The sequence below is a fragment of the Chryseobacterium sp. Bi04 genome (assembly GCF_918698085.1).
Classification (GTDB): Bacteria; Bacteroidota; Bacteroidia; order Flavobacteriales; family Weeksellaceae; genus Chryseobacterium.
In genome coordinates, this window is the sequence record NZ_CAKKLP010000015.1 from 1 (window position 1) to 22,691 (window position 22,691).

The window sequence follows — 22,691 nt, forward strand, 5'->3', positions numbered from 1 at the left end:
CATAAGCGTAATTTTATTCTTTTTAATAATCAATTTAAATAGTTTAAAATTGCATCAGCTATGGCTCGCAATGACCATAAAAATGGCCGGCAAAAGCCGGCCATCTCCAAATTATTTATTTACCTCTACATATTGTATTATGGTCTGATTTTTTGGGTTGTAGATAATAGTACTACTGTTTGGGAATCTTTTTAACTTATAATATTCTATACTTTTGTCATTCTTAATATCTTCTAAAAAACCTGTATCAAAGGTATTTTCAGGAAGGAACTTTGAAATGAAACTTATTTTATCAATAAGGCTTTGCCCATCAATTTTGCGGGCTGCTTTATCTGACTTACTTTCATCCGATGTAGTCTGCCCTTCCAAAAGAGGTAATAAGGCGGCAATGTCTGCCTTATATTTAAAAATATAACCTTCAGTACCGTTGGGAAATTTGAATCTTTTCCCTTTTTCCGCGGAAACGATACCCGCTCCCGCATTCGGAAAAACTTCACTGAACTTCACATCCTGAGAGTTTGTGAATGAGTTGATAGATTCGCTGACTGTTTTTTTGACAGTTTCTTCTACTGCCTGCTGGGCTTTCTGCTGTACCGTTTCCGTTGTTTTTTGAACGGTCTGGTCTATTTTTTCTTCAATTTTATTACATGAAACTAATGAAAGAACAGTAATAACTGGCAAAATATACTTCTTCATAATTCTAATGATCAATTTCTTTTTTTATTACTATACTTTTCCTTTAACGGAAAGTAGGTAAAGATATTTCAACAAAGGAATAATTTTTTTTTCGGGATCAAAAATCCTGCTGACAAACTGTTGTCATAACCCGGTCTTACCTTTGTATCAATAATAACAAACAAAAACCATACAATTATGACAACTACAGCAACAGCAACAAAACAATTCATGTCAACTGAGCAATTATTAAAGCACTGGCAGGGCCACAGAAATCTTACAAGAAGAGTTATTGAAGCTTTCCCTGAGAAAGAATTATTTGAATTTTCAGTAGGTGGTATGAGACCCTTCGCAAAACTGGCCGTAGAGCTGATCAGTATTGGCGGAGTTGCTTTAAAAGGAATTGTTGAAAAAAATATGGAAGCTTATAACGAAGAGGGCTTTGTTCCAACAACTAAAGAAGACATCTTAAAGAAATGGGATGAAGAGACAGAAGTAATCAATCATTATTTCGGCCAGATTTCAGAAGAACGTTTCCAGGAGACTTTCAACTTATTCGGACAATATGAATTCCCGGTATATGAAAACATCCTTTATTTTGTAGACAATGAAATTCACCACCGTGGCCAGGGATATGTTTATCTGAGAGCTTTAGGAATAGAACCTCCTTTCTTCTGGGAAAGATTTTAATATGCCAGGATACTATTTTATTTTTAAGACTGTTTAAACTAATTAAAAATTGAGTCACCAAAGCTGAGTGAAACGCTATAAACACTTTAGTTATTTTAAGTTTAAAACTGATTGAAAATAAAAGCACACGTAAGCAAGAAATCTTTGATTTTTTAAAAACTTATGTGAGCTTATTCTCTCAAATTTATTAAACTTAAGTGTTCAAGAAACTTTGTGACTTTGACTACGTCGAATCTTTGATTTGTGCTAAAATAAAAAGTTTAAACGAGTTCTTTAATAAAAATCTTAGTTTCATTTTATAACCATTTCATCTTTTTGCCTATATTAAACCTCAGCAGTCATGTTGAGGTTTATTGATGTCTTTCAGTCATTTTCACCAGCAACTCATTGAGTCTTATCCGAAGACTTTCGGGTTCTAAAATGGTAGCATAATCGGCAAAAGTAATTAGCCATCGGGGAAAGCCGTCATTGATCCATTCTGTTTCAAAAGTCAGCTCGACACCTCTGTCAGTTTCCACCTCTTCAATCAGCCCGTAATATTTTTTTGAATTGACCAGATGGGACATTATTTTTTTATCTACTAATAGTTTAGCAATAGATTTATTTACATTTGATTTTTTACGGTAATCATTCACCTGCCCATACTCCTGCAAAAAAGGAGTTTCTGTCTTGGTAATCTGCAAAATCCTATCTACCCGAAACTGCCTGAAATCTTTTCTCAAGGTACAGAATGCCATGATATACCAGAAATTGAATTCAAAGAAGACTCCTACTGTTTCAATGGTTCTGTGGCTCACTTTTGCATCTACCGTTTTATACTCTATAATGAGCTGAGTTTTCTCTGCAATGCTTTCTAGAATGATCGGAATAACATTTTTCAGAGAATCTTCCGGATGGGCATGAAAATTAAATACATCAATCTGCTTTTCAATATTCTGAATCAAATTCTTATCTGAATTTCTCAATACAGAACGTAGCTTCTCCATTGCTTTCTGGTAATGGTTTCCCAAGCTCTGATGAGAAAATTTCTGCATCAGTTTTTCAGCAGTAATAAAACTTAAAACTTCTTCTTTGGTAAACATCACAGGCGGAAGTTTATAACCGTCCATCAGGGAATATCCGTTTCCGGCTTCTCCTATAATAGGAATTCCGGCATTTTCCAGTGTCTTTACATCACGGTAAATTGTTCTGATGCTGACATCAAATTTTGCTGCCAGGTCCTGCGCCCTTACAATAGGTTTAGACTGAAGCTGGGTGAGAATAGCGGTTACCCGGTCTAGTTTTTTAAGATAATGGTCGTTCATATTGCTTCAACAAAGCTAAAATTCTTTTTTGAGGTATCCCATAAATTATAAGTGCTTTTTTACTAATTTTATTTTTTTCAAACAGACTATTTCTTATGCCCTATACCCAGTTCATCCAGACCATTGAGAAGATTTTAAAACCCGAAGAGGAAGTCATAAATGAACTTGTTTCCGGTTTGGAATACAAAATGTACAGAAAAGGAGATTTTCTGTTAAAAGCAGATGAAACCTGCAGGTATTTTTATTTTATAGAAAAAGGCCTTGTCAAATTATTTTTTGACAATGGTGACAAAGATTTTATCATGACTTTTTTTGCAGAACATGCTTTTTTTGCAGAATTAAGCGGCTTTCTTACCAGGCAGCCTTCAAAATACATGGTTGTAGCTTTAGAAGATACTGAAATCTTTCGTATACATAAAGATATCATTGAGAAATTATGCAAAAAATACCACAGTGCAGAAACATTGTTCAGTAAATTGTATTCCAAAGCTCCGGTGAATATGATGGGAAGGATCAGTGAAATGCTGGAAGACGACGGCAAAAAGCGTTATCATAATTTTCTGAAACAGAAACCTGACCTTATTCAGCGTATCAGCCTTGGAGATATGGCAGATTATATTGGGATTACCCAGGTTTCTCTAAGCAGGATCAGAGCCCAAAAATAGATAACAACATTTGGAAATCAATTGTTTTCTTTCCTTACATTATTTATCATTTGTAAAAAAAATCCGGGAAATTCAGTTCTACATTTGTCACATCATTAATCAAAAAACAAATAGTATGTCACAAAGAATCAACGCATTTGCAATGGGGAACAAAGCGATAAATGCACTTCACAACATGGGATTTCAGGTACAAAACTCATCATTGGACAACACATTTTTAGAACTCCTTTACTTCAGGGTTTCTCAAATGAACGGATGTGCTTTCTGCCTGGATATGCATTCCAAAGAATTAAGAGCAAAGGGTGAAACCGAACAGAGAATATTTCTGGTAAATGCCTGGAGAGAATGTTCATTTTATACAGAAAAAGAAAAAGCCGGGCTACTTTGGGCCGAGTCTTTAACAGCTTTACAGGGTAAAGAAGTTCCTGATGAGGTATTTTCACAAGTAAGTCATTATTTTTCTGAAACGGAAATGGTGGATTTAACAATGGCTGTCATTGCCATCAACAGTTACAACAGAATCAATATTGCCTTTGGTGCAGAGGTGGGCACTTATCAGGTTCCTGAAAAAGCTCATTAAAAAATGGGTATTGAATAGAAAACTTAGCTGTCCGGCTGAGTTTTCTATTTAATTTTCTTTATAAGTATTCACCAGTTTGTCCAGGTTTAAACTCCTTGCTGAAGCATCAAAAATCTCCCGATAGGTGCCATCTTTACTATAAAGTTCATCATGGGTTCCGTTTTCAACCACCCTTCCCTTTTTCATCACATAAATAGTATCCGAATCTAAAATCTGGGATAAAGAATGCGAAATAATAATCACTGTTCTTCCTTCTTTTATGGCATCTAAGGAATTCTTAATCTGTTCTGTGGCTATTGCATCCAAACTTGCCGTAGGCTCATCCAGAAAGATAATGGGTGGATTTTTAAGAAACAATCTGGCAATAGCAATTCTCTGTTGCTGTCCTCCTGAAAGCTGGGTGGCATCATGATTATACTGATCCGGAAGATCCATAATCTGCTCATGCAGGTAAGCCTTTTTGGCAGCTTCCTGAATTTCTTTAAGATCAGCATTCATATCTCCATAGCGGATGTTGTCTTCAATACTTCCCTGGAAGATATGATTTTTCTGAAGGACCAATCCGAGATCACTTCTCAGAAAAGTATTATCAAATTCATTAAGGTTTATAGTATCCAGCAGGATTTCCCCGGAATCCGGGAGGTAAAATTTACACAGAAGATTAATCACTGTAGATTTTCCGGCTCCGCTTAACCCAACCAAAGCGGTTGTTTTTCCATTCTCAATTTTCATGGATACGTTATGCAAAGCTTTTGTCCCGTTGGGATAGGTAAAATCAACATTTTTTAATTCAAAAACTCCCTTAATCTTTTTTTCTACAAAATTTCCGTTGGGCTCGGCTTCATGATCGGCATTAAGAATATCAAAATATCCTTCGGCATAGATCATGGCATCATTCATATCATCATAAATCCTGTGTAACTGACGGATAGGTGCTGAAACATTATTAAAAAGCATAATATGAAGCATAATAGCCCCAATAGTCATCTGCTGATCCAGCACAAGATAAACCGTTAAAAGAATAATCAGAACAACTCCAAACTGCTCAATAAAAGTTTTCATCCCATCATAAATAAAGTTGATCTTTCTGGTGAACATCTGGCTTTCCATGAGCTGCATCTGCAGATCATACTGCTTTTTACCTTCAAATTTTTCACGGACAAAACTTTTGATCACCATAATGGAATTAATCAGATTCAAAAGTCCCGAAGTTTTCTTTTCTCTCTGATTTCTGAGCTGGCGGCGCACTCCACCCAGCTTTTTAGCCTGTAGTGAGCTTATATAAAAATAAATGGGAACAATGATCGTAGAAACCATTCCTACATATACATTCTGCATGTACATAATAATCAAAGCGATAATAGCATTGGAAAAAAGCGGCAAAATATCTATGAAAAAATTCTGGACCAGCTTTGTTAAACTTTCAATACCGCGGTCAATTCTGATCTGTAATTTTCCGGAATCATGGTTTTCGTCATTAAAATAAGCAACTTTATAGGTCAAAATCTTATCTATAGCTGACTGTGCGAGAACAGAACTCACATTAATTCTGATCTTTTCCCCATAAAACTTCTGTCCGAAATTGATAAAAATATTCAGTAATTCCTTTCCCAGCAAAATAATGGAGATAATGATCAGGATATGAATCCCTTCTGTCATAGGATGTGGAAGATGGGTAAGTTTGGTCACCTCATCCACAGTATACTTCAGAACGATTGGGTTAACCTGTGCCGCCAGGGCTCCCAAAAAAGTAAGAAACAATGTGCCATAAATCATGGGGCGATAAGGCCTGATAAATGGAACCAGCTGTTTATAAATCCCAAATAAAGTAACTGTTCTGTTAAAAGGTTTTGCCATAGAAATTATTTAAACTGAAAAACGTACCGTTTCAAGAGAAAAGGTACGTTTTATTATGATTTACAGCAAATAATTCTTTTTTATTCTGAGGTTTCCCGGATTCATTATCCAGAAAAACTTTGCTTCCAGTTTTACTATTTTCAACAAATTCCCGGATCTTATCCTTCATACATATACGTAGTCAGATAATGAAGTTCTGATTTACTTGCCTCTTTAGAATCTGCCTGCGCCTGTTCTAAAGAGTAGTTGGAATTGATTTCTTTTTTCTGGAAAACAAACGAGTTATTTGCATTTTTATCTACCACTTCATTAAAGATATGCTCAATCTCAGAATTGGCCAGTGAAGCAAAGCTGATATCTTCAAAACCATACATCATTCTCAGGTCATCAAACTGTTTAAAGTTTTCGTTTACAAATCCCTGGAAATGATTTTTTGAATCAAAATTCCCTGCCCAGATATTGTAGGCATATTTTTTCTTTTTCGGTTTGTCTAAAATACTTTGATAAACGAAGTTTTCTCCAAGGTATGCTTCTCTTACCTGTGGGTCATTGGCAAGATCTTCAGGAAGTCCTTCCTTAAGAATTTTCCCTTCAAACATGATATAAGTTTTGTTGGTAATTGCCAAAGTCTGCTGTACGTTGTGGTCGGTAATTAAAATTCCGATATTTTTATCAACAAGGCTTCTTACAATTTTCTGAATATCTTCTACCGCAATCGGGTCAACCCCGGCGAAGGGCTCATCCAAAAGGATAAAATTCGGACTGGTGGCAAGACAACGGGCAATTTCCGTTCTACGTCTTTCTCCTCCGGAAAGAAGGTCTCCTCTGTTTTTACGAACATGCTGTAAAGAAAATTCTTCGATCAGCTCATCACATTTGATTTGCTGCTCACGTTTTGAAAGCTTGGTCAATTGCAGTACTCCCATAATGTTTTCTTCCACGGAAAGTTTTCTGAAAACGGAAGCTTCCTGTGCCAGGTAGCCAATCCCTTTCTGAGCTCTGCGATACATAGCATCAGTGGTGATCTCCTGTTTATCAAGAAAAATCTTTCCTGAAGTAGGCTTAACCAACCCTACAATCATATAAAACGAAGTGGTTTTTCCGGCTCCGTTCGGACCCAGCAAACCAACAATTTCTCCCTGTTGAACCTGTACAGAAACGCCTTTTACAACTTTTTTAGGACCGTATTCTTTGATTAAGTTTTCTCCTCGTAAAATCATAGGGCAAATATATCAAAAATATAAACTCCCTTTATAGCAATATAAACTTATTTACTTTCATATCACTGTAACTTTTTATAATTTCAAACTACTTATATTAAAAAAAATCAATCGGTTAAAAACATTAGGAAATGGAAAATTACGGCTATACAAAAACAGGAAACACACAAAATCAGCAGAGCAATATCCCCTATCGTTCGGAAAAGAAACTTCCAGCGGCTATATTGGGTATCCTTGTAGGGTGGCTAGCTCTCAATAAATTTTATCTGGGGTATACCAAAGAAGGTGTTATTCAGCTCATCCTTAATATCGTTACCCTAGGAGCGGCATCTATTATTCCGTTTATAGAAGGTATTTTATATCTTTTTATGAGTGACAAGCAGTTTGATGACACTTACGTATATGGAAAAAAAGGCTGGTTTTAACCGGCTATAACATGATCATAAAAAAAAACACCTCTAGTTGAGGTGTTTTTCATAGTATCTTTTTCTTATTTATTCAGAATCATTGCTGCTTCTTTTGCAAAATAAGTAAAAATCATATCTGCTCCGGCTCTTTTGAAACAGGTAAGACTTTCAATGATGGTTTTATCATTATCCAGCCAGCCATTCTGAACCGCTGCCTTTACCATGGCATATTCTCCACTTACATTATAAACCGCTATCGGCAAGTCTATAGCTTCACGCACTTTGGAAACAATATCCAGATAAGGAAGTCCCGGTTTGATCATGATAACATCAGCTCCCTCATCAATATCTTTATAGACTTCATTCAATGCTTCACGGGAATTGTGAAAATCCATCTGGTATGTTTTTTTGTCTTTCGGAATCTCCATATCATCTTTCGGAGCACTGTCTAAAGCACTTCTGAAAGGTCCATAGAAAGAACTTGCATATTTTGCAGCATAGCTCACAATTCCTACATCTGTAAACCCGCTTTCTTCCAGTGCTTCACGGATCACCAGTACTCTGCCATCCATCATATCGCTTGGTGCCACCAAATCTGCCCCTGCTTCAGCATGAGACACAGACATTCTCGCCAATGCATCATTGGTAGCATCATTTAAAACCTTTCCGTTTTCAATGATTCCGTCATGACCATAGATTGAATAAGGATCCAACGCTACATCAGGCATAACCACCATTCCCGGAACGGCATCCTTAATCGCCTTGATGGTATTCTGCATCAATCCGTCTTTGTTCCATGCTTCTTTTCCGGTATTGTCTTTCAGATTTTCTGACACTTTCATGTACAAATTGACAGCTTTTACTCCTAAAGAAAATAATTCCTTACATTCTTTTACGGTTAAATCTATACTCCGCCTGAATATCCCCGGCATCGACGGGATTGCCTCCTGCTTGTTTTCGCCCTCCATTACGAAGATCGGCATCACAAAATCATCAGTTGTAAGCACATTTTCTCTTACCAAACCTCTGATAGATTCATTAACTCTAAGTCTTCTATTTCTTGAATGTATCATTTTGGAATACTTTTTGAATAAGTTTCTACAAATTTACTACAAGTTCAATAAAAAACTATTGTGCAAGATTGTAGAATTTGTTACATTTGTTATATATATTCGAGAAAATATAAATTTGATGAAAAAACTTTTACTTTTAATTTTATTTGTAGGCACTTTTGTTGGATTTTCCAACAATTTACAAGCTCAGCTTAAGGAGCCGGGTTCCATCTCACAGAAGGCTGATGATGGAGTGATGATTGCCTATCCAAATCCTGCAAAGGATTATCTTATCATAAAGGCAAAGGATTCTTCTTTAAGAATCAAAAGTGTGACTTTTTATTCAATTTTGGGTATGCAGGTTGCCAGCTATACTGTCAATATGAATTCCGGAGAAATCAATATTGAAAAATTGAAACCCGGAAAATATCTGATCCGTTACCTCTTAAGTGACAACACGCAAAAAGTTACTCAAATCGTAAAACAATAAATTAGAATCCTGATAATCATCAGGATTTTTTCTTTTACACCAATTCTGTTTAATATTTCCGTAACTTTCAGCACTTTTTTATACTAATTGTAAAAGAACAATTTAATGTTAAAAGCTGAACATATTAAAAAGACCTATAATGCAGGAAAAAAGGTCGCACTGGATGATTTTAGCATCCATGTTCCACAAGGCAGCATTTATGGGCTTCTAGGCCCCAACGGAGCCGGAAAAACTTCCTTTATCCGTATTATCAACCAAATTACCCAGGCAGATTCAGGAGACATCTTCATCAATGGAGAAAAACTGAATCCGAATCATATCAGAGATATTGGTTATATGCCTGAAGAAAGGGGATTATATAAGAATATGAGTGTGGGTGATCAGATTCTTTATTTTGCAGAACTGAAAGGGATGAGCAAAAATGACGCCTTACAGGAAGCTAAAAAATGGTTTGAAAAACTCAATATTGACCAATGGTGGAAAAAAAAGCTTTCTGAACTCTCCAAAGGGATGGCCCAGAAGATCCAGTTTGTAGTTACTGTTTTACACAGACCTCACCTTTTGATTCTTGATGAGCCCTTCTCCGGTTTTGATCCTGTAAATGCGAACTTAATTAAAGACCAGATCATTGATCTCAAAAATAATGGAACCACCATTGTTCTTTCTACCCATAGAATGGAAAGTGTGGAAGAAATGTGCGATTATGTAGCACTGATCAACAATTCCAAGAAGATTATTGACGGAAAGGTTTTTGACGTGAGAGAAAAGTTTAAGAAAAATATTTTTGGCGTTACGCTTTCCGAAGTTGGCAGTGACCAATTTGAAACCTTCAAAAACAAGTATGAAATTTTTAATCTTTCTCATGAGAATAATCTCATTTCATTCGACCTGAAGAACGAGGCCGGGCAGAATAATATTCTCCTTGACCTTGTAAACGTTGGCCAGGTAAGATCATTCGACGAAAGAATTCCTAGTATGAATGAGGTGTTTATTAATGCAGTAAGTAACCATTCTTAATTTTATGAATAATATTTTTTTAATTACAAAGAGAGAGTTTCTTACTCAGGTTAAGAAAAAGTCTTTTATCATATTGACCTTATTGGCTCCTATCCTTATTATTGCTTTTGGAGCAGTGATCGGGCTTATGTTTAAAGCTAATGAATCTCACAGTATCATAGAGGTGGTGGATAAAAGCGGATTGTTTAAAGATCAGCTAAAGTCTAATGATAAACTGGATTACCAATTTATTTCTGCAGCAGACGAAAAGGCAAAAGTTAATAATTTAAAGGACAGCGAGTCCCTGGATGGTATTTTAATTTTACCGGAGCTTAAAAATCAAAATTATGATGAGCTGGAAAGCAGCAGCCGGTTAATAGTAAACAGCAAAATAGGTCTTGATACAAAACAGAAGATTGTTTCTGATATTTCCAACGTTATTAAAAAGGAAAAGATCAAGCAATTAGGGATTCAGGAAGTTCAGTTAGATGATCTTGATAAAAGTTTCACCCTGAAAACCATCAATGTATCTAACGACAATAAAGAAGATTCTGATCTTGCTTTCGGGGTGAAAACAGGACTTAGCATGATTTTGATGTACGTCACTTTTATGTTTATCATCATTTATGGAGTAAGAGTAATGCGAAGCGTTCTGGAGGAAAAAAACAACCGTGTCGTAGAAATTATCATTTCTTCTGTAAAACCTTTTGAGCTGATGATGGGGAAAATTTTAGGGGTGACCTTAGTTGCCTTAACTCAGTTTATCATCTGGATCACCATGTCTGTGATTGGTGCTGTGGTTTTAAATACCGGTTTTTCATCACTCCAGAAAAATATTCCTGGCGGAAATGAACAGGTAATGAATAAACTGGACATTGCCCAGCTGGCTACTCAGATTTCTCATAGCTTACTGGAAATGAACTTCCCATTGATTATTTTTGTATTCATTGTTTTCTTCCTTTTAGGCTATATTTTCTATAGTTCAATTTATGCTGCAATAGGCTCTGCCGTTGATAATGAAACCGAAACCCAGCAGTTTACTTTATTTGCTGTTTTACCGTTGATGCTAGGGATGTATGGAAGCTTTTCATTAATGAATAACCCTGATGGTCCACTGGGCTTCTGGTTATCTATTATTCCGTTTACTTCACCTGTGGCAATGATTGCAAGAATACCATTTGGAGTTCCTGCATGGCAGATTGCATTATCTATTGTATTATTGTTGGGAACAACCATTTTCATGATATTCCTGGCAGGAAAAATTTACCGTGTAGGTATTTTAATGTATGGCAATAAAGCTACTTTAAAAGAGCTCTGGAAATGGATCAGAGGATAGAGACTATCTTTATTTATAAAACAAAATCCCGGAAATTCCGGGATTTTTTTATGTTATGATGAATAACTTTTATTTGAATATGTAGCTTAAGGTAAGCGCTAAAACCTGTTCAGATTTTTTCTTGTCGGTACCTCCTTTTTCTTTCGCAAGGCCAGGATAAGTATCTGAAAAACCTAAATCATATTTAACGGCTACTTCCAATTGTCTCTTGAAGCTATAACCTACTCCTAGTCCTAACCCCCAGTTGAAGCTTTTTGCTTTTCCGTTGACTGTTGGTCTTGCCGGATCAATAACATCCGGATCATAATAAGGTCTGTCTGCAGGAACATCTTTAACATTCTGGTTAAGCAAAAAGTTAAATCTTGGTCCTATCATTCCAAAGAATTCTGATTCAGATTCTGAAAAATACCCTTTAAAATAAAGAGGTACACTTAGATAGTTGTTGCCATATACAGCATCATAGCCATCTTTTCCTTTTGCATCCTTATCTTTACCTGTTTCTCCTGCACCATAGTACAGAACTTCCGGCTGTATATAGAATTGGTTTGCCTTTCCAACCGGGATCAAAGCCAAAGCTCCACCTTGAAAAGTGTATCTAGGGCCAGAAGGATTATGGGCATTGGCTACTCTGGAATAATTTAATCCTGCAGTAACTCCAAATCTGGTATTTTTCCATTGAACTTGAGCAAAAGACAAAGCGGAGAGGGTAAGCGCTGAGGCTAATAAAAGTTTTTTCATATGTTTTGTTTAAGATTATCCTAGGATTTTTGCAACAGTTGCACCGATGTCAGCAGGAGAGTCAACAACGTTGATACCATTTTCTCTCATGATTTCCATTTTTGCCTGAGCTGTATCTTCAGCACCACCTACAATAGCACCAGCATGTCCCATTGTTCTACCTTTTGGAGCAGTCTGTCCAGCAATAAATCCTACAACCGGCTTAGTAGATCCGCTTGCTTTGTACCATCTGGCAGCTTCAGCTTCTAATCCACCACCGATTTCACCGATCATTACAACAGCCTCAGTTTCAGGATCATTAATGAATAATTCTAATGCTTCTCTTGTAGTTGTTCCAATGATTGGGTCACCACCAATACCGATAGCTGTAGAGATTCCGTATCCTGCTCTTACCACCTGGTCAGCAGCTTCATACGTAAGGGTACCTGATTTTGAAACAATACCTACCTTACCTTTTTTGAAAACGAAACCTGGCATAATACCAATTTTAGCTTCTTCAGAAGTAATGATTCCAGGGCAGTTTGGTCCGATTAATCTGCAGTCTCTGTCAGCAATATAAGATTTCACTTTTACCATGTCAGCTACAGGAATACCTTCAGTAATACATACAATTACTTTAATACCTGCTTCAGCAGCTTCCATAATAGCATCTGCTGCAAATGCTGGCGGTACGAAAATAATACTTACGTTTGCTCCTGCTTTTTCAACAGCGTCAGCTACTGTATTGAATACCGGCTTTCCTAAGTGCTCGCTACCTCCTTTTCCTGGAGTAACCCCACCTACTACGTTGGTTCCGTATTCAATCATCTGGCTAGCATGGAAAGTACCTTCGTTCCCTGTAAATCCTTGTACAATTACTTTAGAATCTTTGTTTACTAAAATTGACATTTTATTGTTGTTTTAATTTATTAATTATTTTATTAATGATCACAAATTTACTTAAATTTCTTTGATTTTAGATAAAACCTTTAGAATAGTTTATTTGAGATTTCTCAGCTTTACTTCTTTTTTCAGATATGTTTTGAAGTCTTCGGCAAACATCCCGATATAAGTACCTTTTTCCAGGTCTCTGTTTACTCCGGTTTTTCCTAAAATTACAGTTCCAGCTGCTATTTTATTGCCTGAGGCGATGCCCACCTGTCCCCATAATGTTACTTCATCTCCAATAACACAACATCCGGCAATCCCCACCTGGGAAGCGATCAGACACTTTTTTCCGATAACAGTATCATGTCCTATCTGGATCTGATTATCCAACACTGAGCCTTCTCCAATTATGGTAGAATCTGTAACACCTCTGTCAATGGTACAGCCGTTTCCTATCTCCACATTATTTTCTATGACCACATTTCCCACTGAAATTAAGCGGTCAAAGTTTCCGTTTAGCTTTCTGTAATAAAATGCATCACCACCCAATACTGTATTGGATTGAATGACTACATTATCTCCTATTTCTGTTCTGTCACCAATGACAACATTAGGGAAAATAAGGGTATTTTTTCCTATTCTCACATTATTTCCAATGACTGCTGAAGGGTGAATTCTTGTGTCCTCACCAATTTCTGCATCGTGAAGTTCTTCTGTGAAATTGTATATTCTTGTAAAATGAGTATTAATTGCATTAAAATCTCTGAAAGGATCATCAGAAACTAAAAGAGCTTTTCCTATAGGACATTCCACTTCTTTATCGATCAAAATGATGGTAGCCGCAGACTGTAATGCTTTGTCATAATATTTAGGATGGTTCACAAAAACGATCTCACCCGGTTTCACCATATGGATCTCATTGGAACCCAATACTTCAAAATCTTCAGGACCAACAAATTTTGCTCCTATCAGATCTGCAATTGTTTTAAGCTTTTGTGGAGAATGGAATCTCATAACAATAGATTTTCTTATAAAACAAAATTCGGAATGCTAATGCAAACCGAATTTATGTAAATTGTATTTATTATTTTACTCTTTCTAAGTAGCTACCGTCTTCAGTACTTACTTTAATTCTATCTCCCGGCTCAATAAATAAAGGAACCATTACTCTTGCTCCTGTTTCAACGATTGCGTTTTTAAGGGCATTTGTTGCAGTGTTTCCTTTCACCCCCGGATCAGCTTCAATAACGTCCAGATAAACGGATTGTGGAAGCTCAGCAGAAAGTGGAGTTTCATCAGCCTCTTTCAGAATGATCGTTACTTCTTCACCAGCTTTCATAAACTGAGCGTTCTCGATCATTTCTTTATTGATATATAATTGAGAGAAGTCATCATTATTCATGAAGTGGAACCCGTTCTCATCATCATACAGATACTGGAACTTTCTTGTGATTACTTTTACTTCATCTATTTTGTGTCCTGCAGAAAAAGTATTATCAAGTACTTTTCCATTGGTTACTGACTTCAGTTTTGTTCTCACGAAAGCAGGACCTTTTCCTGGCTTTACGTGCAAAAATTCAATTACTTTGAAAATATCATTGCTAAATTCGATGCAAAGTCCTTTTCTGATATCGTTACTTGTTGCCATTAATTATATTATTCTTTTTTATTTAGTTTTTATTGGGCTGTGCGGCAAATAGGCAAATTGCAAATTTACTTTTAGCTCTGTTTGGTTAATTGCTGTCTTTGCTGGTTCCGTATCCTTTTACAATACCTCTTGGTGAGTTTTGGATAAACTGTAGGATTTCGTCTCTTTCAGCAGTAGGAAGCATTTCTTTTTCAATATATGCCAGTGCCTGGGAAACATTCATCTTCATCTGGAAAATAGCTCTGTAAATTTTTTGAATTTCGAAGATCTTCTCATTAGAAAACCCTCTTCTTCTTAAACCAACAGAATTAATCCCTGCATAAGAAATTGGGTCTCTGGCAACTTTTACATACGGAGGAATATCTTTTCTGATCAGTGATCCCCCGGAAATCATAGTATGTTTTCCGATTTTACCAAACTGTTGAACTGCTGAAAGACCTCCCATTACAGTAAAATCTCCAATTTCAACATGTCCTGCAATACCGCATCCATTGGCAATAATCACATTATCTCCTATAATACAGTCATGAGCAACGTGGGAAGTAGCCATGATAAGACAATTGCTGCCTACCTTTGTAAATCCAAGAGCTTTAGTTCCTCTGTTTATAGTCACACATTCTCTTAAAGTTGTATTATCTCCAATAATTGTTTGTGTATCTTCCCCATCGAACTTCAAGTCCTGAGGGATTGCAGAAATTACAGTTCCCGGAAAGATTTTACAATCTTTTCCTATTCTTGCGCCTTCCATGATGGTAACGTTAGGACCAATCCAGGTTCCTTCTCCAATTTCTACGTCCCCTGCAATTGTAGTAAAAGGTTCTACAATTACATTTTTGCTGATTTTCGCACGTTTATCTACGGCTGCTAATTGATGGATCATTTAATCAACTTTATTTTTTGCAACTTGAGCCATAAGCTCTGCTTCCACTGCCACTGTATCTCCCACATATCCATACCCCTGCATGTGAACAATACCTCTTCTGATAGGTTCTATCAGTTCAATTTTGAAAATAATAGTATCTCCAGGAACTACTTTTCTTTTGAACTTTACTTTATCGATTTTAATAAAGTAGGTAGAATAGTTTTCAGGATCCGGAACGCTTGCCAATACAAGAATACCTCCTGTCTGTGCTAAAGCTTCCACCTGAAGTACTCCCGGCATTACAGGCTCTTTAGGAAAATGCCCAACGAAGAAGGGCTCATTCATAGTAACATTTTTCAATCCTACTACATGAGAATCTGAAAGTTCAAGAACTTTATCAATTAATAAGAACGGAGGTCTGTGAGGCATAAGCTTCATAATTCCGTTGATATCGAATACCGGCTCTTTTGTAAGATCAAAGTCCGGAACGTTTTTCTTTTTCTGCAATTTCCACTGACGGTTTAGTTTTTTTGCAAATTGAGTATTTACAAAATGGCCAGGTTTGTTAGCTATAACCTTACCTTTTATTTTTACTCCAGCTAAAGCCAGATCACCAATTACATCCAGTAATTTGTGTCTTGCAGCTTCATTTGGATAGTTTAAATTCAAATTATCAAGAATACCGTTTGGTCTGATAGAAACATTATCTTTCCCAAAGGCTTTCTTTAATTTTTCTGTAGTTTCCGGTGTAAGATCTTTATCTACATATACAATAGCATTAGATATATCTCCTCCTTTGATCAACCCATGGTCTAACAGCATTTCCAGTTCATGTAAGAAGCTGAATGTTCTTGCTGATGATATTTCGTCTTTAAACTCAGAAATATTTTTTAGCGTAGCATTTTGAGTCCCTAAAACTTTAGTTCCAAAATCTACCATTGTTGTTACTTCGTATGTATCTGAAGGTATAATTGTGATTTCCGAGCCGGTAGCCGGGTCACTATAAGTAAGAACTTCTTTTACTACCAGATATTCTCTGGCAATGTTTTGCTCTACGACTCCAACACTTTCAATTGCTTCGACAAAATATTTTGAAGATCCGTCCAAAATTGGGGGTTCAGAGGCATCCATTTCTAACATTGCATTATCAATATCACAACCTACTAATGCTGCTAAAAGATGTTCGCAGGTCGTAATTTTTACTCCCAGTTTTTCTAATGTTGTTCCCCTTTCTGTTGCTATAACATAATTGACATCTGCTTCTACCTGAGGATGGCCCTCTAAGTCTGTTCTTACAAATACAAAACCTGTGTTCTCTTTGGCAGGTTTAATGGTAAGTTTTACTTCTTTACCAGTGTGAAGACCAATTCCAGAAAGAGTAACCTCTTGCTGAAGTGTTTTTTGCATATCACTCATTAGTATGATCTTTTGAGTTATTCTCAAGATTATTTATTCTGCTTACTATTTCAGTGAAATTTCTGAAATGAACATAATTTCTCAGATAGTCATTGTAGCTGATTGCTGGTGAACCATACAGTGTTTCTTTGTCGTTAACACTGGAATTCACACCACTCTGAGCCTGAATTTTCACTTGGTTTCCGATTTTGATATGCCCTACAATTCCTACCTGACCTCCGATTTGATTCCAGTCCCCGATTGTAGTAGAACCCGCAATACCGGCTTGTGCGGCTATTACATTATTCTGTCCTATTTTCACATTGTGAGCAATCTGAATCAGATTATCAATTTTTGTTCCCTTACCGATAATGGTAGAACCTATTGTTGCCCTGTCAATACTACAGTTTGAACCGATTTCAACATCATCTTCAATAATAACATTTCCAAGCTGCGGAATCTTTTTGAATCCTTCAGCGGTAGGCTGAAAACCAAATCCATCACCTCCTATTACCGTATTAGAATGGATCACACAATTATCACCAATAATGCAATAGTCATAAATTCTGGCACCACTGTCAATCTTACAGTTTTTACCAATTTTTACACCTTTTCCAATATATACATGTGGATAAATTTGTGAGCCCTCCCCGATTTTAGCTTTCTCAGAAACATAAGTAAATGCACCGATATAAGCTTTGTCTCCTATTACAGCTGTATCATGAATGGATGAACCATTCTCAACACCTTCTTTTCTTCCTCTCATTTCCTGATATAAATTCATCAGAACCTGAAAAGAAAGATAGGCATCTTTTACAACAATTAAGGTTGGATTGTAATTATCTTTGACTATAAGTTTCTGAGAAACAATGATAACGGAGCATTTGGAGGTATCCAAAAAATGAGAAAACCGATCTTGTGCTATAAAAGAAAGATGTCCTGATTCTCCATTTTCAATTGGAGAAACCCCTGTAATAAGTGCCGTTTCGTCACCTATTATTTTTCCGTCAATAAAACTTGCAATTTGCGAAGCTGTAAATTCCATATTCTGCAAAGATAAGAAATTCTATAATTTGCAAACATTTTTTGGTTTCAGATCTCAAATTTTAATATTCTTTAAGAATCTAAACTGGAAATATCCCGGGGAAACATCAGTATATGTCTTGTTGTCTTATTCACCATTAACCCTGATAAAAGCTGGTCTTCAGCTTCATGAAGCCTTGTTTTTTTACCATTTTTATGCAACAAATAAATTGGCTGTTTTTCTGTATGATAAGGAAGAAGTTTTCTTTTAATTTCATGCACCAATTCTATACCGTTATCAATTCCGAAAAATTCATTGGTATTTTTTATTTTTTCTTCAATGATTTTTTCATCAAAAGCCTGTGTTGAAATGATTGTCTTCGGAAGGTTTCTCTGAATCACACATTTACACCAATATGACAATATAAAATCATCAGAATTCTGCCACTCTTTCATCGCCTGGATGACGTCATTATCATCAAGCTGTGTAAATCTTTCTATATCTTCATCTGAAGCTGAGCTTTTTTCGCGGTATAAAAAGTATTTCAGATTTTCCGTTGCAGGAAGTTCCTTCCCTTGAGAAATCAGATATTTTGCACGTTCCAGAATTTTCACCAGAAGAAATTCCGCTAAGGCCGAGGTTTTATGATAGTATACCTGCCAATACATAAACATCCGGGCAGTCAGAAAGTTTTCAATGGAATAAATTCCTTTGGCATCTATGACTAATTCTCCTTCTTCACAAACATTCATCATAGAAATAATTCTCTGGGTATTGATATTTCCCTCTGATACTCCTGTAAAAAAGCTATCTCTTTTCAGGTAATCCAGCCGGTCAACATCCAGCTGAGAAGAAATCAGCTGATTAAAAAATTTTCTGTGGTACTTCCCCTGAAACATTTCAATAGCCGTTGAAAGCTGTCCGTCAAATTCGTCATTAAGCTCGTTCATCAGCAGCAATGAAAGATTTTCATGATGCCAGTCGTCCATCAGCATACTTTCCAATGCATGAGAAAAGGGACCATGACCAATATCATGCATCAAAATCGCCAGCATTGCTCCCTTTTCTTCTTCTTCAGAAATTTTAATACCTTTCTGTTTTAATGTTTCCAATGCTGTAAACATCAGGTGCATTGCTCCCAAAGCATGATGAAACCTTGTATGGGTTGCTCCCGGGAAAATAAGGTTCAAAAGACCCGTTTGCCCAATTCTCCTCAATCTTTGAAAATAAGGATGTTCAATGATATCAAATAAAATTTCGTGTGGTATTTTGATAAATCCGTGAACAGGATCGTTGATGATTTTAAGCTTATTCTGCATTGAAACTTCAATATTAGTAAACAAAGTTAGGGATTTTAAATTTTAGGACTCATTAATTTACTATTAAGACCTCATTTACACAGTAATGCCACCTACTTTTACTATTAACTTCATACAGGAATTTTTAATGTTCCTCAGATTTTCAAAGACCCATTTATTTTAAAAAAATCTTTTGTAACTGTAATATTAAAGATCTATCTTTGAATGAAAACACGATAACCTTTAATGAGAAAACTCTCACTTTTCTTTTTTATTTTTTTAAGTTTACACTTTTCCGCCCAGGTTCTATCAGAAAACCAAAAACTGGAATCATTATGCCGGGTTTGGGGATTTTTAAAATACTACCATCCCAATGTGGCAAAAGGAAAATTGGATTGGGATCAGCAGCTTTTTCTTAAGATCAATGAACTTGAAAAGATTCATGATAAACAAGAACTCAACCTTTTATATTCTAACTGGATTGAAAGTCTTGGAAAAATAGATGAATGTAAATCATGTTTAAAAGAAAGTGACAATATTTATTTTCTGAATAATTTTGACCTGAAATGGATAGACAATTCTAATATATTCAATGAAAAAACAGCCCAAAAACTTCATAATATAGAAGATAACCGGAATACAGGTACCAACCATTATTTCGGAAAAGGAGGAAGAAAAGTATATTTCAGAAATGAAAATTCTTATGGTTCAAAATTTACTTCCAAAGAAATTGGATTATTGGAACTTTTCAGATACTGGAATTATGTGGAGTATTTTTTTCCTTATAAATATGAAACAGATCAAAGCTGGAGTGATGTTTTATCTGAAATGATTCCAACATTCCTTCATGTAAATAATGATGAAAATTATCACCTGGCCTTAGCCGAACTGGTAACAAAAACAGATGACTCACATGCATTTTTGTTTTCAACTTTAATTAGTCTTCATCAGTTCGGGAATAGAAAAATACCTGTAGAGTATTCATATGCAGAGGGCAAGCTGGTGATTACCAAAGTAAATACTACCCGATTCCATGAAGAAACACCTTTACATGTGGGAGATGTGATTTATGATATTAATGGTAAAACCATTCCTCAAATGGTCAATGATCTTGGAAAATTTATTCCCGCTTCCAATTCGTGGGGAAAAATAAAAAAAGTAAAAAACCTCTTCCTTTTCAGCAATAAAGATTCAATTTCTGTAAAGATTGAAAGAGACGGACAAAATTTACCGATTACAGCAAAAACATATTTTGTAAAAGATCTCGTCTATGAAACAACTGCAGTTCCCCAAAAATGGGCATTCATAGATAATAAAAAAAGTATTGGTTACGTTAATATGGGAATTATTGAAAGGGAAGATCTGGATGAGATGTACAAAAACCTGGAATCTGCCGGATCTATTATTTTTGATCTTAGAAATTATCCCAGGCAGACCATTATACCCTTAAGCCACCTTTTACTTCCAAAACCGGCTGTTTATTATCAATTTAATTTTCCCGAAACCAATTATCCGGGCAAGTTTTACAGTAGAAAAAACAGTATCGGAAGAAAAAATAAGAATTATTATAAAGGCAATGTAGTTGTTTTGGTGAACGAAGATACTCAAAGCCAGGCAGAAACAACTACCATGATGTTTAAGCAGCATCCAAACGCTAAAGTAATAGGGAGCAATACTTCCGGAGCTAACGGAGATATTATCAGATTTAAGATTGCTGACCTCGACACCTGTTTTACCGGGCTTGGCGCATATTATCCTGATGGCAGAGAAACACAAAGAATCGGCATCATTCCCGATATTATAGTAAAACCCACCGCAGAGGGCATAAAAAAGGGAATTGATGAGGTATTACAGAGGGCTTTGCGCTATATAGAAACCAAAGAATAAATGAAATGAAAACAGACAATTTTGACCATCGTTTTCATTTAACTAATATTTAACTTTTAATCTGCTCATTTTGTGAGATTTTAAACGGAATTGGTCAACATTTTGATAGAATAATCATGTAAAAAATAAATTATGTCAGAAAAGATATTATGGATAGATGATGAAATAGATTTACTTAAACCTCATATCGTATTTTTAGAAAAAAAGGGCTACCAGGTAACCCCCGTTAATAATGTGAACGAGGCATTGGAGCTTATGGATTCAGAGAAATTTGCATTAACATTAATTGATGAAAATATGCCCGGTATTTCCGGACTGGAAGCTATTCCTATGATCAAGGAAAAAGACAATTCCCTGAAAATAGTTATGGTAACTAAAAGTGAAGAAGAACACATCATGGAAGAAGCTATCGGATCTCAGATTGCCGATTACATCTTAAAACCTGTGAATCCTAACCAGATTTTGCTTTCATTAAAGAAAAACCTTCAGGAGGACAATCTTGTGGAGCAGAAAACAATTCTGCAGTATCAACAGGAGTTCAGAAACCTTTCTATGGAACTTTCCTATCTGAGAACGTATCAGGAATGGGCAGAATATTATAAGAAGATTCTTAGCTGGGAGATTAAATTTGATAAAGTAGCAGATAATGAATTTGCTGATCTTCTGCAGTCGCAGAAAGAAGAGGCTAATATTCAATTTGCAAAATTTATTGAAAAAAATTATGAAGACTGGCTTGTTGACTCAGATAAACCTCTGATGAGCCATACCCTTTTCAAAGAAAAAGTAAAACCGGAAGTAGAAAAAGAAAAAGTACTTCTTTTGATGGTTGATAATCTTCGTTATGACCAATGGAAAGTTGTAGAACCATTATTCACAAAATACTACAATAAAATTTCTGAAGATTATTATTACAGTATTCTACCTACTGCTACACAGTATGCAAGAAATTCTTTTTTTGCAGGTCTTATGCCGTCAGAAATTGAGAAACGTTTCCCGGACAAGTGGTTCAATGACAATGAGGAAGGTAATAAGAATGAGTTTGAGCGTGATTTCCTTGAAGATCAGATGAAAAGAATCGGCCTTGGTTCTAAGTCTATGAAATATCTTAAAGTATTGAATGCTGATTTTGAAAGAAAAATCTATGATGACTTCAATCAGCATAAAAACAATGACCTTTTAGTTATTGTTTATAACTTTATTGATATTCTTTCTCATGCTAAAACAGACAACCATATTGTAGACCAGCTTATCCGTGATGATAAGACTTTCCGTTCTCTTACTTTCAACTGGTTTGAAAACTCTTCACTACTGAAGATCATTAAGGCAGCAGCAGAAAGCGGATATAAACTGGTTATTACCACCGATCACGGAACGGTATATGTAAAAAAACCAAGCAAGGTTGTTGGCGACAGGGAAACCTCCACCAATATCCGTTATAAAACAGGAAAGAGCTTAACGTATGACAGCAGTGATGTATGGGCAATTACTAATCCTGAAAAGCTTTTCTTACCGAAAGGAAACCTAAGTTCAAAGTATATTTTTGCTAAAAACAATATATTCCTTGCTTATCCTAAAAATTACAATCATTTTGTAAATTACTATAAAGAGACTTACCAGCATGGAGGAATTTCACTTGAAGAGTGTATTATTCCAATCAGTGTTCTAGAACCTAAGTAGTATTTTCATTTTTGAATATAAAG

The 22,691-nt window shown here is 35.8% G+C and carries 21 protein-coding genes and 1 pseudogene; 9 read left to right on the forward strand and 13 right to left on the reverse strand.

Annotated elements, in window-relative coordinates:
- Nucleotides 1-111 precede the first annotated feature (111 nt).
- Entirely contained in the window at nt 112-696 is a 585-nt protein-coding gene (locus LQV47_RS18885; RefSeq protein WP_230040337.1) for an alkaline phosphatase family protein, read from the reverse strand.
- A gap of 177 nt (nt 697-873) precedes the next feature.
- Here LQV47_RS18885 and LQV47_RS18890 point away from each other — a divergent pair, with 177 nt between their 5' ends.
- A complete protein-coding gene (locus LQV47_RS18890) occupies nt 874-1,365 on the forward strand; it encodes a DinB family protein (RefSeq protein WP_230040339.1) in 492 nt (163 codons plus the stop codon).
- A gap of 350 nt (nt 1,366-1,715) precedes the next feature.
- Here the strand turns inward: LQV47_RS18890 and LQV47_RS18895 are convergent, their stop codons facing one another.
- Nucleotides 1,716-2,669 carry a YafY family protein gene (locus tag LQV47_RS18895; protein ID WP_230040341.1) on the reverse strand — a complete coding sequence of 318 codons (954 nt, stop codon included), beginning with the start codon at nt 2,667-2,669 and terminating at the stop codon, nt 1,716-1,718.
- Between the two features lie 95 nt (nt 2,670-2,764).
- On the opposite strand from LQV47_RS18895, the gene LQV47_RS18900 reads away from it, so the two are divergent.
- Nucleotides 2,765-3,334: a Crp/Fnr family transcriptional regulator gene (locus LQV47_RS18900; protein WP_230040343.1), complete on the forward strand. Its 570-nt coding sequence runs from the start codon at nt 2,765-2,767 to the stop codon at nt 3,332-3,334.
- 115 nt (nt 3,335-3,449) lie between these two features.
- A complete protein-coding gene (locus LQV47_RS18905) occupies nt 3,450-3,914 on the forward strand; it encodes a carboxymuconolactone decarboxylase family protein (protein WP_230040345.1) in 465 nt (154 codons plus the stop codon).
- Nucleotides 3,915-3,962: 48 nt separating this feature from the next.
- Here LQV47_RS18905 and LQV47_RS18910 read toward each other — a convergent pair whose 3' ends face one another.
- Entirely contained in the window at nt 3,963-5,771 is a 1,809-nt protein-coding gene (locus LQV47_RS18910; RefSeq protein WP_354961249.1) for an ABC transporter ATP-binding protein, read from the reverse strand.
- A 494-nt stretch (nt 5,772-6,265) separates the two neighbouring features.
- Nucleotides 6,266-6,991, reverse strand: a pseudogene (lptB, locus tag LQV47_RS18915) (LPS export ABC transporter ATP-binding protein); the annotation flags it as partial.
- Between the two features lie 131 nt (nt 6,992-7,122).
- On the opposite strand from lptB, the gene LQV47_RS18920 reads away from it, so the two are divergent.
- On the forward strand, nt 7,123-7,416 hold the full coding sequence (locus tag LQV47_RS18920; protein WP_230040349.1) for a TM2 domain-containing protein: 294 nt from the start codon (nt 7,123-7,125) through the stop codon (nt 7,414-7,416).
- Between the two features lie 65 nt (nt 7,417-7,481).
- Here LQV47_RS18920 and hemB read toward each other — a convergent pair whose 3' ends face one another.
- Nucleotides 7,482-8,471 carry a porphobilinogen synthase gene (hemB, locus tag LQV47_RS18925; protein ID WP_230040351.1) on the reverse strand — a complete coding sequence of 330 codons (990 nt, stop codon included), beginning with the start codon at nt 8,469-8,471 and terminating at the stop codon, nt 7,482-7,484.
- Between the two features lie 118 nt (nt 8,472-8,589).
- Here hemB and LQV47_RS18930 point away from each other — a divergent pair, with 118 nt between their 5' ends.
- The 3 genes from LQV47_RS18930 (at nt 8,590) to LQV47_RS18940 (ending at nt 11,272) form a co-directional block, all read left to right on the forward strand.
- Nucleotides 8,590-8,940, forward strand: a complete 351-nt coding sequence (locus LQV47_RS18930) for a T9SS type A sorting domain-containing protein (protein WP_230040353.1) — start codon at nt 8,590-8,592, stop codon at nt 8,938-8,940.
- 105 nt (nt 8,941-9,045) lie between these two features.
- A complete protein-coding gene (locus LQV47_RS18935; RefSeq protein WP_230040361.1) occupies nt 9,046-9,957 on the forward strand; it encodes an ATP-binding cassette domain-containing protein in 912 nt (303 codons plus the stop codon).
- 4 nt (nt 9,958-9,961) lie between these two features.
- Nucleotides 9,962-11,272 carry an ABC transporter permease gene (locus tag LQV47_RS18940; RefSeq protein WP_230040363.1) on the forward strand — a complete coding sequence of 437 codons (1,311 nt, stop codon included), beginning with the start codon at nt 9,962-9,964 and terminating at the stop codon, nt 11,270-11,272.
- Between the two features lie 69 nt (nt 11,273-11,341).
- On the opposite strand, the gene LQV47_RS18945 is transcribed toward LQV47_RS18940, so the two are convergent.
- The 8 genes from LQV47_RS18945 to LQV47_RS18980 form a co-directional block, all read right to left on the reverse strand.
- Nucleotides 11,342-12,010, reverse strand: a complete 669-nt coding sequence (locus tag LQV47_RS18945; RefSeq protein WP_230040365.1) for a porin family protein — start codon at nt 12,008-12,010, stop codon at nt 11,342-11,344.
- A 15-nt stretch (nt 12,011-12,025) separates the two neighbouring features.
- Nucleotides 12,026-12,898, reverse strand: a complete 873-nt coding sequence (sucD, locus tag LQV47_RS18950; RefSeq protein WP_047488432.1) for a succinate--CoA ligase subunit alpha — start codon at nt 12,896-12,898, stop codon at nt 12,026-12,028.
- 90 nt (nt 12,899-12,988) lie between these two features.
- Nucleotides 12,989-13,891 carry a UDP-3-O-(3-hydroxymyristoyl)glucosamine N-acyltransferase gene (locus LQV47_RS18955; RefSeq protein ID WP_230040367.1) on the reverse strand — a complete coding sequence of 301 codons (903 nt, stop codon included), beginning with the start codon at nt 13,889-13,891 and terminating at the stop codon, nt 12,989-12,991.
- A gap of 70 nt (nt 13,892-13,961) precedes the next feature.
- A complete protein-coding gene (efp, locus tag LQV47_RS18960; protein WP_103293839.1) occupies nt 13,962-14,525 on the reverse strand; it encodes an elongation factor P in 564 nt (187 codons plus the stop codon).
- 85 nt (nt 14,526-14,610) lie between these two features.
- The gene (gene lpxA / locus LQV47_RS18965; RefSeq protein ID WP_230040369.1) at nt 14,611-15,405 is read right to left on the reverse strand and encodes an acyl-ACP--UDP-N-acetylglucosamine O-acyltransferase; all 795 of its coding nucleotides are present in this window, start codon (nt 15,403-15,405) and stop codon (nt 14,611-14,613) included.
- Nucleotides 15,406-16,803: a bifunctional UDP-3-O-[3-hydroxymyristoyl] N-acetylglucosamine deacetylase/3-hydroxyacyl-ACP dehydratase gene (locus LQV47_RS18970; protein WP_047488416.1), complete on the reverse strand. Its 1,398-nt coding sequence runs from the start codon at nt 16,801-16,803 to the stop codon at nt 15,406-15,408.
- A complete protein-coding gene (gene lpxD, locus LQV47_RS18975; RefSeq protein ID WP_230040371.1) occupies nt 16,796-17,827 on the reverse strand; it encodes a UDP-3-O-(3-hydroxymyristoyl)glucosamine N-acyltransferase in 1,032 nt (343 codons plus the stop codon). The genes LQV47_RS18970 and lpxD overlap by 8 nt, the downstream gene beginning before the upstream one ends.
- Before the next feature lie 71 nt (nt 17,828-17,898).
- Nucleotides 17,899-19,125: an HD domain-containing protein gene (locus LQV47_RS18980; protein WP_230040604.1), complete on the reverse strand. Its 1,227-nt coding sequence runs from the start codon at nt 19,123-19,125 to the stop codon at nt 17,899-17,901.
- A 225-nt stretch (nt 19,126-19,350) separates the two neighbouring features.
- Between LQV47_RS18980 and LQV47_RS18985 the strand changes: the two genes are divergently transcribed.
- Both LQV47_RS18985 and LQV47_RS18990 read left to right on the forward strand, forming a co-directional pair.
- A complete protein-coding gene (locus LQV47_RS18985; protein ID WP_230040373.1) occupies nt 19,351-20,991 on the forward strand; it encodes a S41 family peptidase in 1,641 nt (546 codons plus the stop codon).
- Between the two features lie 132 nt (nt 20,992-21,123).
- Nucleotides 21,124-22,668, forward strand: coding sequence for a bifunctional response regulator/alkaline phosphatase family protein (locus tag LQV47_RS18990; RefSeq protein WP_230040375.1), 1,545 nt, complete (start codon nt 21,124-21,126; stop codon nt 22,666-22,668).
- The last annotated feature ends 23 nt before the right edge of the window (nt 22,669-22,691 follow it).